This is a genomic window from Streptomyces sp. NPDC093225 (assembly GCF_044753805.1).
Classification (GTDB): domain Bacteria; phylum Actinomycetota; class Actinomycetes; order Streptomycetales; family Streptomycetaceae; genus Streptomyces.
The window spans coordinates 49,820-66,254 of sequence record NZ_JBIVNX010000022.1; the positions used below are offsets into that span (position 1 = coordinate 49,820).

General features: G+C 73.2%; 10 protein-coding genes. 6 read left to right on the plus strand and 4 right to left on the minus strand.

Annotated features, from left to right (window positions below):
- The first annotated feature begins 55 nt into the window (after positions 1-55).
- On the plus strand, positions 56-895 hold the full coding sequence (locus ACIQCH_RS20955; protein WP_402582887.1) for an adenosylcobinamide-GDP ribazoletransferase: 840 nt from the start codon (positions 56-58) through the stop codon (positions 893-895).
- 49 nt (positions 896-944) lie between these two features.
- On the opposite strand, the gene ACIQCH_RS20960 is transcribed toward ACIQCH_RS20955, so the two are convergent.
- The 4 genes from ACIQCH_RS20960 to ACIQCH_RS20975 form a co-directional block, all read right to left on the minus strand.
- A complete protein-coding gene (locus ACIQCH_RS20960; protein WP_402582889.1) occupies positions 945-1,592 on the minus strand; it encodes a spherulation-specific family 4 protein in 648 nt (215 codons plus the stop codon).
- Between the two features lie 53 nt (positions 1,593-1,645).
- Positions 1,646-3,181 (minus strand): hypothetical protein, encoded by a 1,536-nt coding sequence (locus ACIQCH_RS20965; RefSeq protein WP_402582891.1) that lies wholly within the window; start codon positions 3,179-3,181, stop codon positions 1,646-1,648.
- The gene (gene pelF, locus ACIQCH_RS20970) at positions 3,178-4,737 is read right to left on the minus strand and encodes a GT4 family glycosyltransferase PelF (protein WP_402582892.1); all 1,560 of its coding nucleotides are present in this window, start codon (positions 4,735-4,737) and stop codon (positions 3,178-3,180) included. Before pelF ends, ACIQCH_RS20965 begins: the two co-directional genes overlap by 4 nt.
- A gap of 141 nt (positions 4,738-4,878) precedes the next feature.
- On the minus strand, positions 4,879-6,945 hold the full coding sequence (locus tag ACIQCH_RS20975) for a hypothetical protein (RefSeq protein WP_402582894.1): 2,067 nt from the start codon (positions 6,943-6,945) through the stop codon (positions 4,879-4,881).
- A 344-nt stretch (positions 6,946-7,289) separates the two neighbouring features.
- On the opposite strand from ACIQCH_RS20975, the gene ACIQCH_RS20980 reads away from it, so the two are divergent.
- From ACIQCH_RS20980 to aceE, 5 genes are all read left to right on the plus strand, one after another.
- On the plus strand, positions 7,290-8,813 hold the full coding sequence (locus ACIQCH_RS20980; protein ID WP_402582895.1) for a leucyl aminopeptidase: 1,524 nt from the start codon (positions 7,290-7,292) through the stop codon (positions 8,811-8,813).
- 483 nt (positions 8,814-9,296) lie between these two features.
- Entirely contained in the window at positions 9,297-10,685 is a 1,389-nt protein-coding gene (gene lpdA / locus ACIQCH_RS20985) for a dihydrolipoyl dehydrogenase (RefSeq protein ID WP_402582897.1), read from the plus strand.
- A 56-nt stretch (positions 10,686-10,741) separates the two neighbouring features.
- Positions 10,742-12,526 carry a 2-oxoglutarate dehydrogenase, E2 component, dihydrolipoamide succinyltransferase gene (sucB, locus tag ACIQCH_RS20990; RefSeq protein WP_402582899.1) on the plus strand — a complete coding sequence of 595 codons (1,785 nt, stop codon included), beginning with the start codon at positions 10,742-10,744 and terminating at the stop codon, positions 12,524-12,526.
- A gap of 145 nt (positions 12,527-12,671) precedes the next feature.
- Positions 12,672-13,316 carry a GntR family transcriptional regulator gene (locus ACIQCH_RS20995; protein ID WP_030206344.1) on the plus strand — a complete coding sequence of 215 codons (645 nt, stop codon included), beginning with the start codon at positions 12,672-12,674 and terminating at the stop codon, positions 13,314-13,316.
- 224 nt (positions 13,317-13,540) lie between these two features.
- Positions 13,541-16,222, plus strand: coding sequence for a pyruvate dehydrogenase (acetyl-transferring), homodimeric type (gene aceE, locus ACIQCH_RS21000; RefSeq protein WP_402582901.1), 2,682 nt, complete (start codon positions 13,541-13,543; stop codon positions 16,220-16,222).
- Positions 16,223-16,435: the final 213 nt, after the last annotated feature.

A 16,435-nucleotide genomic window follows, 5' to 3' on the forward strand; every position in this document is an offset into this window, starting at 1 on the left:
GCGGTAATTTACCTGGCTGCCGCGCCGGCAGGGCGAACCGGTAGCGTTCCGGCCGATGACCGATTCTCCGACTCCCCCGCCTTCACCGACTCCCGCGCCCGCAGCGGCCCGCGGTGAGCGCGCGTCGCTCGCCGACGGCCTGCGCTTCGCCTTCGGCACGCTCACCGTGCTGCCCGTCCGCCTCACGCGCTGGGACCGCCCGGCCGCCCGCACGGGCATGCTGTGCGCCCCGCTCGCCGGACTGGTGGTCGGCCTGGCCGCGGCGGCCGCGGGCGGGGCGCTCCTGCTGCTGGGCGCCGGACCGCTGCTGGCGGCGGTGGCGACGGTGGCCGTGCCGGCGGCGCTGACCCGGGGGCTGCACCTGGACGGGCTGGCCGATACCGCGGACGGGCTGGGCAGCGCGAAGCCGGCCGCGGACGCCCTGCGGATCATGAAGGCTTCGGACGTCGGGCCGTTCGGCGTGATCTCCCTGGTGTTCCTGCTGCTGGGCCAGGTCGCGGCGGTCGCCGAGCTGTTCCGGGACGGCTGGGCGTACGGCGCGCTCGGCGCGGCCACGGCGGCCGCCTCCGCGCGGCTGGCCCTGACGCTGGCCTCGCGCACGGGAGTACCGGCGGCACGGCCCGAGGGGCTCGGGGCGGCGGTGGCCGGAGCGGTGCCGCGGGGTGCCGCCCTCGCGGTGGCGGGCGTCGTCCTGGCCGCGGCCGCGGCGGCCGCGGCGCCGCTCGGGGTGGCCGCCGCGGTCCGCGGGGGCGGGGCGGTGCTCGTCGGGCTGGGCGTGGGCGAGGTACTGCTGAGGCACTGCGTACGCCGCTTCGGAGGCGTCACCGGAGACGTCTTCGGCGCGGTCGCCGAGGCCTCCGCCACCGCCGCGCTGGTCTTCCTGACCCTGGGCTGACGCCCGCGCCGGGGGGCCGCGCGGCGGCGGAGCCTCCGGGCGTGGCGGGCTAGCCCGCCACGGTAAGGGCGGACGGGAGGGACGACCAGGGGTGGGCGCCGGTGCCGGGGACGGCGCAGTGGACGGCCGCGCCGCGGGAGCGGGCCAGCTGGGCCGCGGGGGCGCCGGGCGGGACGCCGTACACCAGGTGGCAGAAGCGCTCGGGCGGGTGCGCCGCGGTCCACTCGGGCACCTCGGCGTCCTGGTACGCGTCCCAGGGCCCCTCGAACGTCACCAGGAGGTCGGCCAGTTCGACGTACCCGGGATGGGGGTGCGCGCCGTGGTTGAGGACCAGGGTGCGGGCCCCGGCCGCGCGGGCCGCCACCGCGAGCCGCCGGTAGTGGGGCAGGAACTCGCCCTCGGCCGCGGCCTGGTCGAGGAAGGCCCCGTCCGTGCCGTACCAGTCGCGGTAGCGCAGCAGGTCCGCCACCACGTCCCGGTGCGGCCGCCGCCCGTAGTCGGTGTCCGCGTAGCCGAGCACGGGCACGCCCGCGTCCCGCAGCCGGTGGGTGACGGCCAGGAAGTGCTCGTCGGCGGCCGGTCCGGGACCGCTCGCCGGGTTGAGCACGACGGCGCGCAGCCGGTCGGCGCAGCGGACCAGGGCTGCCCAGTCCTCGGCCCGTTCGGCGGGATGCTCGTACAGCGGCACCAGCAGCATGGTGGGGTCCTCGTTTCGACGGATCGGCGGTGGGCGGTGGCGCGGCCCGAGGATCAGCGGTGGGCGGTGGCTCGGCCCAGGAGCACGCAGACCAGCGCGGCCAGTACGGCGGCCGTGCAGCCGGCCACCACCAGCTGGACCAGCCGCGGCTGCCCGGCCCCGGCGAGCAGGGCCGCGCTCTGCGCGAGGGCGGCCCCGATGCAGACCGCGGCGGCGGGCCGGACCGCGCCGAAGGACTGCAGCAGCAGCCCGCTCCACATCACGGCGCCGAGCAGCAGCAGCGTGGCCAGCCGGACCGCGCCCAGCCCGGGCGAGCCGGGCCACAGCAGGGTGCCGGCGATCCCCAGCCCCAGCAGGACGAGCAGGTAGAGGGCCAGGCACTCGAGGAGCCGGGTGGCCATCACCCGGCGGAACCCGGCCGGCGACCGGGCGGCACGCAGCCCGGCCAGGCTCCCGCTGCGGAACCGGTGCAGCAGCCACTCGGCCGGACCCATGCTCAACGTGAGCGCCACCGCGGAGGGTGCGGCCACCGCTTCGGCGGGTCCGCCCGCGAAGACCTCGCCGAGGGCGGCGTACAGCACGAGCACGCCGGTGCCCAGGCCGAACACCCCGAACGGCACCGAGTCCCGCAGCCGCGGCCCGCGCGGCACGTGGTCCTCGTCGGTGCCGCGCAGCATCCGCCAGTGGACGGGGTCCGGGGTGGCGCGGGCCGCGGCCCATCCCCGCACCCGGGCGGCCAGGGAGCGTACGCCCCCGGCCACCGGCAGCTCCCGGACGGCCAGCGCGCAGGCGGCCAGCAGGGAGGCCCCGAGCAGCGCGACGCGCACCGGTACGGGCAGTCCGACGGCCAGCGAGACCAAAGCGCCCACCGCCATGGGCAACAGGGCGAGCAGGAGCGCCCGTTCGCGGCCGAGGACCAGCAGCACGGTGGCTGCGCCCACGTAGACGGCCTGTCCGGCGGCGAACGCCGTGCTGAAGGCGGAGCCGGGCGCGGCGAGCGCGGCCGCGGTGCCCAGCAGCGCGCCGGCCGGGGCGCCGGTGAGCAGGGTGCGGCCGGCGGCGGCCCGGTCGCCCAGTCCCATCCAGGAGTACGCGCGGTGCGACAGGGTCTGGTCCCAGACCCAGCCGATCAGCGCCCCGGCGAGGAGGGTGAGGGTGCCGGCGGGCAGTCCGAGCCGGTCCGGGGGGCCTTCGAGGAGCGGGGCACCGAGTACGTACGCCAGGCCGGGCAGGGCGAAGACCACGCCGCGCAGCAGGCAGGCGGTGAGGGAGACCCGCCAGGGGTCGGCAGGTGCCCCGGCGGGCTCGGTGAAGGCGCGGGGCACCTTCTCGTACAGGTCCTCGGCGAGGGTGAAGGAGTCGGGGCGGCCGTAGGTGAGGCGGATGTGCTCGTCGGTCATGCCGTCCGACTCCAGGACGGCGGCGATCTCGTCGGGGTGCACGGCGCCGGCGACCAGGGTGTCCAGGCGGGCGGCCAGCTCCCGCATCGGGTCGGCGGCGGCCGGGCCGGAGCGGCGGGGGCGCGGGACGGCGGGCAGCGCGTCGTCCCCGGAGCGGGCTCCCGGCGCGAGCCACAGGCCGCCGCTCACCACAGGCTCCCGTCGGCGGCGAGCTCCCGGGACCAGGGGTCGGCGGCGAACTCCGCGGCCACGGGGGGCCGGACGGCGTCGAGGGGCGCGGCCCCGGCGGCTCCGGTGGCGGTGGTGGCCGCGCCGGGGCCGGTGCCGGCCAGCTCCCGGTAGATGTGCCGGAAGCCGTCGACGGACTGGTCGAGGGTGAACTTCTCGACCACGCGGCGGCGCGAGGCCCGGCCCAGCTCGGCCCGGCGCTCAGGGTCGCGCAGCAGCGCGAGGGTGGCCCTGGCCATGAGTTCGGGCTCGCGCGGGGGGACCACCAGGCCGGTGTCCCCCACCGCTTCCCGGACTCCGCCCACGTCGGTGGAGACGGTGGTGCGGCCGCAGGACATGGCCTCGATGATGCTGAAGGGGAACCCCTCGCTGATGCTGGAGAGCATCACCACGCTGCCGGCCGCGTAGGCCTTGGCGACCTCGCTGATGCGGCCCTCGTACGTGATGCCGTCGGTGACGCCGAGTTCGGCGGCGAGCTTCTCCAGCCGGAGCTGGTAGTCCTCGCCGCCGGCCGGCACCGGGCCGAACAGCCGGAGCCGGAGGTCGGGCAGTTCGGTGCGCATCAGCGCGTAGGCCCGGATCAGGGTCTCCAGGTCCTTGATGGGGTCGATGCGGCCGCACCAGCTGAGGGTGGGGACCTCGGGCTCGGGTCCGGCGTCGGGGAAGCGGTGCGGGTCGACGCCGTTGTAGACGGTGCGGATGCGGTCGGCGTCGGCGCCCCCGCGCTCCTCCCAGCGGCGGTTGTAGCGGTTGCAGGGGGTGATGAGGTCGGCCCGCCGGTAGCCCTCGGAGTTGAGGGCCCGGTAGAAGCCGAGCATGAGGGCCTTGACGGGGTAGCGCTGGGCCTGGCTGCGGTAGCCGAGGTAGCGCTCGCGCAGGTAGATGCCGTGCTCGGTGAGGAGGAAGGGGACGCCGTCGAAGTGCTGGGCGGCGAGTGCGGGCAGGGTGGCCAGGCCGCTGCTGACGGCGTGGGCGACGCTGTCCGCGGGGATGCGCACGGCGAGCGGGCGCAGGGCGTGCTCCAGCAGGTCGTTGGCGGTGAGCGCGTCGTGCAGGGTGGGGCGGGCGGCGGCCACCGGCAGGCCGGGGCCGGTCCACACGCGCATCAGGGTGCGCAGCACCGATTCGGAGCGCAGCGCGGCCGACAGCCGCCCGGCGCGGGCGAGTTCGGCGAAGGCGTGCAGTGCGCCGCTGAACTCGTGGGCGGCGGCCGGGTCGAGGAGCGCGCGCACGAAGCGCTCGTACGTCTCGGTGAAGCGGCGGTGGGCGCGGCCGCGCAGGACGGCATCCCGGGAACGGCCGGGGGCGGGCCCCCACAGGGGGACGGCGGTGTGCCGGTAGACGTTGCGGGGCAGCTCCCAGGTGACGGGTTCGCGGCCGGTGCCGGTGAGGGCGGTGACGTTGAAGTCGACCTCGGGCATGCCGCGGACGAGCTGGTCGCACCAGGTGCTGACGCCGCCGTGGACGTGCGGGTAGGTGCCTTCCGTGAGCATGGTGACGTGACGCCCATGGCTCATTGCGTTGTGTCCCCCCAGGACTCGAAGGCGCCGGCGCGCCCGGATGCGGGTGCGCCGGCGGGTGGTGCGGGCAGCGGTACGGACGGCGGGTCCGCCGGCGGTCGCCCGCCGGCGGACTCACGGTGCGTCAGCCGGGGTGCGTCAGCTGGGGAGCTTCAGCGTCACGGCCGACTGCAGCAGCTCCGGGCCGGTCCAGGCGGAGCGGTTGCCTGCGTAGGCGGTGCCCCAGGCGGCGGTGCCGAGGAGCATCTGCTTGCGGGTGCCCTCGGGGGCGGTGATCGGGGCGGTCACGCCCGTCGGGGCCTTGACGGTGACGGCGGTGCCGATCCGGTAGGCGGTGACCTTGCCGTCGGCCAGGGCCTTGTCCCAGGCGGTGCGGCGGGCGAGTTCGGCGCCGGCGTCGCGTTGACGGGGGTTCACGATCGGGGTGTTGGCGGCGAACATCTGGCCGTAGGTGGTGAGGACCTCGTCCAGGACGGGGTAGAGGATGCGGTCCTCGGCCAGGTTGGACTGGTGGACGTAGTGCGGGCGGGGGTCGTTGCCCAGCACGTGCCGCAGGGCGGTGCGGGCCTCCTGCGGGACGATGTACGAGGCGTAGCCGGTGGCCGTGTCCAGGGGGACGGGCAGGCAGGTGGACGTCGGGTTGTCCTCGCAGATCCCGCTGCCGCCGTCGGCGGCGGAGGTGTAGATCCAGTTGTACTCGTCGGCCATCTCGGCGGCGGTGCCGGCGTTGTAGTAGACGTTCATCGGGTGGCGCGGGACGGTCTGCGCCGGGCCCACGGTCCGCTGGACCGGCTCGCGGGAGTTGTCGCTGGCGATCCAGCGGACGCCGGTCTCGGCCAGCGCCGGGGCCAGGTTGGGGTTGTCGACGGGCTGCTGCGGCAGGGTCTTCAGGCCGGAGTGCTCGCCGGTGACGAGCTCGGTGCGGTCGACGGGCAGCCCCTTCTGGGCGGCCCAGTTGTTGTTGTCGCGGATCTGACCGGCGATCTCGGAGCGGCTCACCCACTGGGTGGCGCCGGCGGCGTTGGTCGTGCACTTCCACGGCACGACCGAGACGTCCTGGACGCAGCCGAGGAAGGGGTGCGTGTAGGTGTGGTTGATCCAGCGGTACTGCGCCCGGTCGGCCACGAGGCGGTCGGCGAGGGCGTCGGTGCCGCCGTGCTCGGCCTTCCACTCCTCCCCGGCGCCCGCGTTGTAGACCATGTCGAGGGTGAAGCCGCGGGACTGCTGCCACTGGGCGGCGTACGTGGCGTCGGCGGCGGTCATGCGGATGTCGTTGCCGGCGTCCGCGCCGCCGGCGCAGTCGATGTCCCCGGGCGTGCAGTTGAGGTCCGGGTTCCAGCGGGCGTCGGGCGCGAAGACGTCGTCGACGTGGACGGAGAAGTAGTTGCGGGACTGGCCGAGGTGGACGCCCTGGGTGAGCCAGTCGACGATGCCCCGGGCCAGCAGCCGGAACTGCCGCTGGTAGCGGTTGTACCCGAAGGTGACGACGAGTTCGGTGCGTCCGTCGTGCTCGTACGTGCCGACCATCGAGGCCCGGCCGCCCTCGACGGGGGCGTCGACGAGGCTGGTGTAGCCGGGGCGCGGCCGGCCGAGGTAGCCGTAGCTCTCCGGAATCAGGGTCGAGTTGTCCTCGAAGAGGACCTGACCCGCGAGGTAGCCGAACGGGCCGGCCCTGCCGGCGTCGGTGACGGCGGCCGGGGTGCCGTCCAGCATGCCGGCGTAGCCGCCGCTGTCGGTGTAGTCCAGTCCCACGCCCGGGTGGGCCCAGGTGTAGGCGTCGACCTGGCGGATCCCGTAGGTCGTCTCGTAGGCGGCCAGCGCCGCCGCTTCGGCGGAGCCGTCGCCGAAGGGGTTCTCGTTGGGCAGGACCACGCCCTGGTACTTGGCCCGCGGTCGCCCGTCGACGGTGTCGGCCAGGAAGGCCGCGTCGATCACCGGGCGGCCGGCGTCCCGGAGGTCGATCCGCGTGAAGGGCACCCCCGTGTCCGTCAGCTCGGCGACCAGCGCGTCCACCGAGCTGCCGCCGTCGTCGACGACGAGCACTTTCAGGTCGATCCGCGGTGTGGCCGCCGCCGCGGCCCCGACGGCCGCGACCGCCCCCAGGGCGGGCTGGGCCCCCGCCGTCACCGCCGGTGCGGCGACCGACACGAGCGCCGCCGCGACGCACACGGCCGCCGCCCGGTTCATCCGATTCCTCTTGACCATCGATGGCCTTCCCCCCGCAGCAGCCCGCCGCGTCCGGCCCTGGCGGGGGCCGGACGGGTGAGGCTCTGTGGAAATCATGCAAAGGAACCCCGCGTCCCCTTGCGAGAGTGGCTTGAGTGTTGCGGACCTCGTCAGGCCTACGAGCCAAACCTGGAGCAGAGACCACAGATGGGTGAACCTCGCGACCATTCGGTCGAACAAGCTCTCTCTTCACGTAGTGGCGTGCGGACGCCCGTCCACGCGTAGGCTCTTTTCCGGCGGGCGACGGGCCGGAATACGATCGCTGAACACGGCCGGCCACCCCCACCGGCCTCACAATCGAATGGAAGCGAGACCTCACCACCGTGACTGCTCTGACTCTCAGCACTGCCGGCGCGGCGACGCTGCGCGCCGACGCCCTCGTCGTCGGTGTCGCCAAGGGCGCCAAGGGCCCGGTCGTCGCCCCGGGCGCGGAGCCCGTGGACGCGGCGTTCGACGGCAAGCTCGCCGCCGTACTCGACGCGCTGGGCGCCTCGGGCGCCGACGGCGAGGTCACCAAGCTGGCCGCCCCCGCCGGCCTCAAGGTCCCGGTCGTGATCGCGGTCGGCCTGGGCGACGCCCCCGAGGACGGCGCCTCGTACGACGAGGAGCTCCTGCGCAAGGCCGCCGGCTCCGCCGCCCGCGCACTGCACGGCGCCAAGAAGGCCGGCTTCGCGCTGCCCGTCGAGGACGCCTCCGCCGTCACCGCGATCGCCGAGGGCGCGCTGCTCGGCGCGTACGCCTTCACCGCCTACCAGGGCGGCGAGAAGAAGGACGGCAAGAACGGCAAGCAGCCGCTCGCCGAGGTCGCCCTGCTCGGCGCCAAGCCGCGCGACAAGGAGCAGAAGGCCGCCGCCGAGCGCGCCAAGATCGTCGCCGCCGAGGTGAACATCGCCCGCGACCTGGTGAACACCCCGCCGAACGACCTGAACCCCGAGGCCTTCGCCGCGGTGGCCCAGGCCACCGCCAAGGAGCTCGGCATCAAGGTCCAGGTGCTGGACGACAAGGCGCTCCTCAAGGGCGGCTACGGCGGCATCATGGGCGTCGGCCGTGGCTCGGAGGCCCCTCCGCGCCTGGTCAAGCTGGCCTACACCCACCCGAAGGCGGAGAAGCACCTGGCCTTCGTCGGCAAGGGCATCACCTACGACTCGGGCGGCATCTCCCTGAAGCCGGCCGGCCACAACGAGACGATGAAGTGCGACATGGCCGGCGCCGCCGCCGTGTTCTCCGCCGTCGTCGCCGCCGCCCGCCTGGGCCTTGAGGTCAACGTCACCGGCTGGCTCGCGCTCGCCGAGAACATGCCCTCCGGCTCCGCCACCCGCCCCGGCGACGTGCTGCGCATGTACAGCGGCAAGACCGTCGAGGTCCTCAACACCGACGCCGAGGGCCGCCTGGTCCTGGCCGACGCCCTCACCAAGGCCTCCGAGGAGAACCCGGACGCCATCGTGGACGTGGCCACCCTCACCGGCGCCATGGTGTTCGCCCTGGGCAACCGCACCTTCGGCGTGATGGCCAACGACGACGCCTTCCGCACCTCCCTGCACGAGATCGCCGAGGAGGTCGGCGAGGCCTCCTGGCCGATGCCGCTCCCCGCCGACATGCGCAAGGGCATGGACTCGCCCACCGCCGACATCGCGAACATGGGCGAGCGCATGGGCGGCGGCCTGGTCGCCGGCCTCTTCCTGAAGGAGTTCGTGGGCGAGGGCATCACCTGGGCGCACCTGGACATCGCCGGCCCGGCCTTCCACGAGGGCGCCCCGTACGGATACACGCCGAAGGGTGGCACCGGCTCCGCCGTGCGCACCCTGGTGCGACTGGCCGAGCGGACCGCCTCCGGCGACCTGGGCTGACCGTACGAACCCCGCAAGACCCGGTCCGTACGACCCCTCACGAGCGTACGGCCCGGACCGTACGGTGCCTCACGAGGCCGTACGACCTGGGACGACCGTATGGCCGCCGGCCCCGCCGGCAGCCGGTCGGTCGTCCCGGGTGGCGGATCTCCGCCACTGGCGCGGCTACGCCACCGGGCGGGCGGTCCGCCCGCCCGGCTCGACGCCGGCTTGACGTGAGCACGGCCCCGGACTGAGAGCCGGTCCGGGGCCTGTTCACCCTCGACGAAATCCGTACCTTCGTACGCGGCGGTAACCCCGGATTCCGGCGGAACCTCCCGTCTCACACCGGGCCCGGCGTCCCGCGTTCCCTCGACAAATGCGAAGATGGGTTCTCGGCAGGACAGGGCCCCCACCACAGGGCCGAAGAAACAGCGGCCGAATACCAGCCGCCGCCCGGTCACGCACGGCCGGTGCCCGGCGCACATGCATGGAGGACGTGACGTGGCGAACGACGCCAGCACCGTTTTCGACCTAGTGATCCTCGGCGGTGGCAGTGGCGGTTACGCCGCGGCGCTGCGCGCCTCGCAGCTGGGTCTGGACGTTGCCCTGATCGAGAAGAACAAGCTCGGCGGCACCTGCCTGCACAACGGCTGCATCCCGACGAAGGCCCTGCTGCACGCCGGCGAGGTCGCGGACCAGGCCCGCGAGGCCGCCCAGTTCGGTGTCAAGGCCTCCTTCGAGGGCATCGACATCGCGGGCGTCCACAAGTACAAGGACGACGTCATCGCCGGCCTGTACAAGGGCCTGCAGGGCCTGGTGGCCTCCCGCAAGGTGACCTACATCGAGGGTGAGGGCCGCCTGTCCTCCCCGACGTCGGTCGACGTCAACGGCCAGCGCGTCCAGGGCCGCCACGTCCTCCTGGCGACCGGCTCCGTGCCGCGCTCGCTGCCGGGCCTGGACATCGACGGCAACCGGATCATCTCCTCCGACCACGCGCTCGTGCTGGACCGCGTCCCGCAGTCCGCGATCATCCTGGGCGGCGGCGTCATCGGCGTCGAGTTCGCCTCGGCGTGGAAGTCCTTCGGCACCGACGTCACCGTCATCGAGGGCCTCAAGCACCTCGTCCCGGTCGAGGACGAGAACAGCTCCAAGCTGCTGGAGCGCGCCTTCCGCAAGCGCGGGATCAAGTTCAACCTCGGCACCTTCTTCGAGAAGGCCGAGTACACCGAGAACGGTGTGCGGGTCACCCTCGCCGACGGCAAGACCTTCGAGGCCGAGGTGCTGCTGGTCGCCATCGGCCGCGGCCCGGTCTCGCAGGGCCTGGGCTACGAGGAGCAGGGCGTCGCGATGGACCGCGGCTACGTCCTGGTCGACGAGTACATGCAGACCAACGTGCCGACGATCTCGGCCGTGGGCGACCTCGTCCCGACCCTCCAGCTCGCGCACGTCGGCTTCGCCGAGGGCATCCTCGTGGCCGAGCGCCTGGCCGGTCTGAAGACCGTCCCGATCGACTACGACGGTGTGCCGCGCGTCACGTACTGCCACCCCGAGGTCGCTTCCGTGGGCATCACCGAGGCCAAGGCCAAGGAGATCTACGGTGCGGACAAGGTCGTCGCCCTCAAGTACAACCTGGCGGGCAACGGCAAGAGCAAGATCCTGAAGACCGCGGGCGAGATCAAGCTCGTCCAGGTCAAGGACGGTGCCGTCGTCGGCGTCCACATGGTCGGTGACCGGATGGGCGAGCAGGTCGGCGAGGCCCAGCTGATCTACAACTGGGAGGCTCTGCCGGCCGAGGTCGCGCAGCTCATCCACGCGCACCCGACGCAGAACGAGGCGCTCGGCGAGGCCCACCTGGCCCTGGCCGGCAAGCCCCTGCACTCCCACGACTAATCCAGTCAACGGGCGCGACGACCACTACCGCACATTCGTAAGGAGCAACAGAAACCATGTCGGTTTCCGTAACCCTTCCGGCGCTCGGTGAGAGCGTCACCGAGGGCACTGTCACCCGCTGGCTGAAGGCCGAGGGCGAGCGCGTCGAGGCCGACGAGCCGCTGCTCGAGGTCTCGACCGACAAGGTCGACACCGAGATCCCGGCCCCCGCCTCCGGCATCCTGGCCTCCATCAAGGTGGCCGAGGACGAGACCGTCGAGGTCGGCGCCGAGCTGGCCATCATCGACGACGGCACCGGTGCCCCCGCTGCCACCCCGGCCCCGGCCGCCGAGCCGGTCGCGGCTCCGGCCGCCCCGGCCCCCGTCGCCGAGGCCCCGGCCGCTCCGGCGCCGGTCGCCGAGGCCCCCGCGGCCCCGGCCGCCGCTCCGGCCGCCGTCGGCACCGACGTCGTGCTGCCGGCGCTCGGTGAGTCCGTCACCGAGGGCACCGTCACCCGCTGGCTGAAGTCGGTCGGCGAGACGGTCGAGGCCGACGAGCCGCTGCTCGAGGTCTCGACCGACAAGGTCGACACCGAGATCCCGTCGCCTGCCTCCGGCACGCTGCTCGAGATCCTGGTCGGCGAGGACGAGACCGCCGAGGTCGGCGCCCGTCTCGCCGTCATCGGCGCCGCCGGTGCCGCCCCCGCCGCTGCCCCGGCCCCGGCCGCCCCGGCTCCGGTCGCCGCTCCGGCTCCGGTCGCCCCGGCCGCTCCGGCGCCGGCTCCGGTGGCCGCTCCGGCTCCCGTTGCCGCTCCGGCCCCCGTTGCCGCTCCGGCTCCGGTCGCCGCTCCGGCCCCGGCCGCCCCGGCCCCGGCTCCGGTCGCCGCTCCGGCTCCCGTCACCCCGGCCCCCGCCGCCGTCTCCGGCGACGAGGGCGCGTACGTGACGCCGCTGGTGCGCAAGCTGGCCTCGGAGTCCGGTGTCGACCTGGCCACGGTCACGGGCACCGGCGTCGGCGGTCGCATCCGCAAGCAGGACGTCATCGCCGCCGCGGAGGCCGCCAAGGCCGCCGCCGCCCCGGCTCCGGCCGCTGCCGCCGCTCCGGCCGCCGCGTCCAAGGCCCCGGCGCTCGCGGTGTCCGACCTGCGCGGTCAGACCGTCAAGATGACCCGCATGCGCAAGGTCATCGGCGACAACATGATGAAGGCGCTGCACTCGCAGGCCCAGCTCTCCTCCGTGATCGAGGTGGACATCACCAAGATCATGAAGCTGCGCGGGCAGGCCAAGGACGCGTTCGCGGCCCGCGAGGGCGTCAAGCTCTCCCCGATGCCGTTCTTCGTCAAGGCCGCGGCCCAGGCGCTGAAGGCCCACGCGGTCGTCAACGCCCGGATCAACGAGGACGAGGGCACCATCACCTACTTCGACTCGGAGAACATCGGCATCGCCGTGGACTCCGAGAAGGGCCTGATGACCCCGGTCATCAAGGGTGCGGGCGACCTCAACCTGGCCGGCATCGCCAAGGCGACCGCCGACCTGGCCGGCAAGGTCCGCAGCAACAAGATCACGCCGGACGAGCTGTCGGGCGCGACCTTCACCATCAGCAACACCGGCTCGCGCGGTGCGCTGTTCGACACCGTCATCGTGCCGCCGAACCAGGTCGCCATCCTGGGCATCGGCGCCACCGTCAAGCGTCCGGCGGTCATCGAGACCGCCGAGGGCACCGTCATCGGCGTCCGCGACATGACGTACCTGACGCTGTCCTACGACCACCGTCTGGTGGACGGCGCGGACGCCGCCCGCTACCTGACCGCCGTCAAGGCGATCCTGGAAGCCGGCGAGTTCGAGATGGAGCTCGGTCTGTAGCACCGGACCTGTAACGAGCCTCACCTGCGGCGCCCCTGCCCGGACCACCTCCGGGCGGGGGCGCCGCCGTATTGTCTACGCATCGGTACGCACGTCAGTACCCTTCGTCAGGACCCCCGCGCCACCCAGAGAGGAAATCCCGATGATCACCCCACCCGTGGTGCCCGTGGTGCACTCGCTGCGCGAGCAGATCCGTGAGCACATCGTGGAGGGGATCGTCAGCGGCCGCTGGAAGCCGGGCGAGCGCATCGTCGAACGCCGGATCGCGGTGGAGCTGGAGGTCAGCCAGACGCCGGTGCGCGAGGCGCTGCGCGAGCTGGAGACCCTGCGGCTGATCGAGTCGGCGCCGAACAAGGGCGTACGGGTGCGCAACCTGTCGGCGGCGGACCTGGAGGAGATCTACCCGGTCCGGGCCGGCCTGGAGCAGATCGCGGCCGAGCTGGCCGCCCCCGCCCTGGCGGGCGATCCCGCGCTGCTGGACGCCCTGCTGGAGCCGCACGTGGTGGCCCTGCGGGAGGCCGACCGGATCTCCGACGGCACGGCCCAGGTGCGGCACACGGTGGCCTTCCACCGCGAGCTGGTGCGGGCGGCCGGCAACAGCGTGCTGCTGCACACCTGGGAGAGCCTGGGGATCGAGGTCTTCACGGCCCTCTCCATCCGCTGGCTGGGCACGGTCCAGAAGTCGTACGCCGAGGAGCACGAAGCCCTCGTGGAGGCCTTCCGCCGCCAGGATCCGGAGATCGGCGATCTGGTGAAGCGACACGTGCTCGGATGTGCACCCAGCGCCTGAAATGACCGTTTCGCCCCTGCTTTGAGCTGGCACTCCGTGCCCAGAATTTCGGCACGGAATGCCAACTTTTCGCAGGTTGGTCATTTTTTCGCGAGATCCCTTTGATCGATCATCGATCAGGCGTCTACAGTCGTCGGCGGGCCACAACCAGGCCCGTCGGCCCTGTCCTGCCAGTCAGGGAACTTTCTTCACCCCCTCCCACGTCCGGAAGGCGGCGCACACCGATGTCCGACCCCGTAAAGCTTCCGAGCGAGCTCGACCAGCTCCCGGACCGCGACAGCGAGGAGACCGCCGAATGGGCGGCCTCCCTGGACGCCGTCGCCAAGGCCGCCGGCCCGCACCGGGCCGAGTACCTGATGCGCCGTACGCTCCAGCACGCAGAAGCGGCCGGGCTCGCCCTGCCGAAGCTCCTGGAGACGGACTACGTCAACACCATCCCCACCTCCGCCGAGCCCGAGTTCCCGGGTGACGAGGAGATGGAGGCCCGCATCACCGCCTGGAACCGCTGGAACGCGGCCGCCATGGTGACCCGCGGCTCCAAGCTGGGCGTCGGCGGCCACATCGCCACCTTCGCCTCGGCGGCCTGGCTCTACGAGACCGGCTTCCAGCACTTCTTCCGCGGCAAGGAGGCCGACGGGTCGGGCGACCAGCTCTACATCCAGGGCCACGCCTCCCCCGGCATCTACGCCCGCGCCTTCCTCGACGGCCGGATCTCCGAGCAGCAGCTCGACAACTTCCGGCAGGAGTCGGGCGGCAACGGCCTGCCCTCCTACCCGCACCCGCGGCGCCTGCCCTGGCTGTGGGAGTTCCCCACGGTCTCCATGGGCCTGGGCCCGCTCTCCGCGATCTACCAGGCGCGCTTCAACCGCTACCTGGAGAACCGCGGGATCAAGGACACCTCCAACTCGCACGTCTGGGCCTTCCTGGGCGACGGCGAGATGGACGAGCCCGAGTCGACCGCGGCCCTCGCGCTCGCGGCCCGCGAAGGCCTCGACAACCTGACCTTCGTCATCAACTGCAACCTGCAGCGGCTCGACGGCCCGGTGCGCGCGAACTTCCGCGTGGTCCAGGAGCTGGAGGGCGCCTTCCGCGGTGCCGGCTGGAACGTCGTCAAGACCCTGTGGGGCAACGCCTGGGACGAGCTGTTCGCGCTCGACACCACCGGCGCCCTGGTCCGCCGCCTGCGGGCGACCCCGGACGCGCAGTTCCAGACGTACGCCACCCGCGACGCGGCGTACATCCGCCAGCACTTCTTCGGCGGCGACCCGGCCCTGGCGGCCCTCGGCGCGCTGCTGTCCGACGCGAAGATCGCCGAGTGCTTCCACACCTCCCGCGGCGGCCACGAGCCCCGCAAGGTGTACGCCGCGTACAAGGCCGCCCTGGCGCACAAGGGCGCGCCGACGGTGATCCTGGCGCAGACCGTCAAGGGCTACACGCTGGGTGCCGGGTTCGAGTCGAAGAACGCGAACCACCAGATGAAGAAGCTGACGATCGACGAGTTCAAGGGCATGCGCGACCTGCTCGGACTCCCGATCCCGGACAGCGCCTTCGCCGACGGCCAGGTGCCCTACGGCCACCCGGGCGCGGACTCCCCCGAGGTCCGCTACCTCCAGGAGCGCCGCGCGGCCCTCGGCGGCCCGGCCCCGGCCCGCAAGGTCCACCACGTGGCCCTGCCGCAGCCGGCGGACAAGAACTACGCCCCGCTGCTCAAGGGCTCCGGCAAGCAGGAGATGGCCACCACCATGGCCTTCGTCCGCCTCGCCAAGGACCTGATGCGGGACAAGGAGACCGGCAGGCGCTGGGTGCCGATCGTCCCCGACGAGGCCCGTACCTTCGGTATGGAGTCGCTGTTCCCGTCGGCCGGCATCTACTCGCCGCTGGGCCAGACGTACGAGCCGGTCGACCGCGACCAGCTGATGTACTACAAGGAGGCCAAGGACGGCCAGATCCTCAACGAGGGGATCACCGAGGCCGGCGCCATGGCCGACTTCATCGCCGCCGCCACGTCGTACTCGACGCACGGCGAGACGATGATCCCGTTCTACATCTTCTACTCGATGTTCGGCTGGCAGCGGACCGGCGACCAGATGTGGCAGCTCGCCGACCAGCTCGGCAAGGGCTTCATCGTGGGCGCCACCGCCGGCCGCACCACGCTGACCGGTGAGGGCCTGCAGCACGCCGACGGCCACTCGCACCTGATCGCGGCCACCAACCCGGCCTCGCTCAACTACGACCCGGCCTTCGCGTACGAGATCGCGGTGATCGTCAAGGACGGTCTGAACCGCATGTACGGCGAGAACCCCGAGGACGTCTTCTACTACCTCACGGTCTACAACGAGCCGAAGCCGCAGCCGGCCATGCCCGAGGGTGTCGAGGAAGGCATCGTCAAGGGCCTGTACCGCTTCAACACGGCGGCCGACCTCGGCGAGGCGGCCCCGGCCGCGGACGCGCCGAAGGTCCAGCTGATGGCCTCGGGCACGGCGATCCACTGGATCCTGGAGGCGCAGAAGCTCCTGGCCGCCGACTGGAACGTCTCCGCCGACGTGTGGTCCGCGACCTCGTGGGGCGAGCTGCGCCGCGAGGCGCTGGAGTGCGACGAGGCGCTGCTGCGCGGCGAGGAGCGCACCCCGTACGTCACCCGCGTGCTGGAGGGTGCTCCGGGCCCGGTGCTGGCGGTCTCCGACTGGATGCGCCAGGTACCGGACCAGATCAGCCAGTGGGTCCCGCAGGACTACACCTCGCTGGGCACGGACGGCTTCGGTCTCTCCGACACCCGCGAGGGCGCCCGCCGCCACTTCGGCGTCGACCCGCAGTCCATCGTGGTCGCCACCCTGGCCCAGCTCGCCCGCCGCGGCGAGGTCCCGGCCTCGGCGGTCAAGGAGGCGCGGGAGCGCTACGGGCTGTAGGGCTGTAGGGCTTTAGGCCTTGGTCCTTGGTCCTTGGTCCTTGGTCCTTGGTCCTTGGTCCTCGGGCCTCGGGCCTCGGGCCTTGCGATGACATCGCGATGACACGGGCGGGGGGGGCCCCCGGGGGGGGGGGCCCCCCGGCCCGGGGTTGGGTGGGGGGGGGGGGGGGGGGGGGGGGGGTGGGGGGGGGGGGGGGGGGGGCCGCGGCGTTGG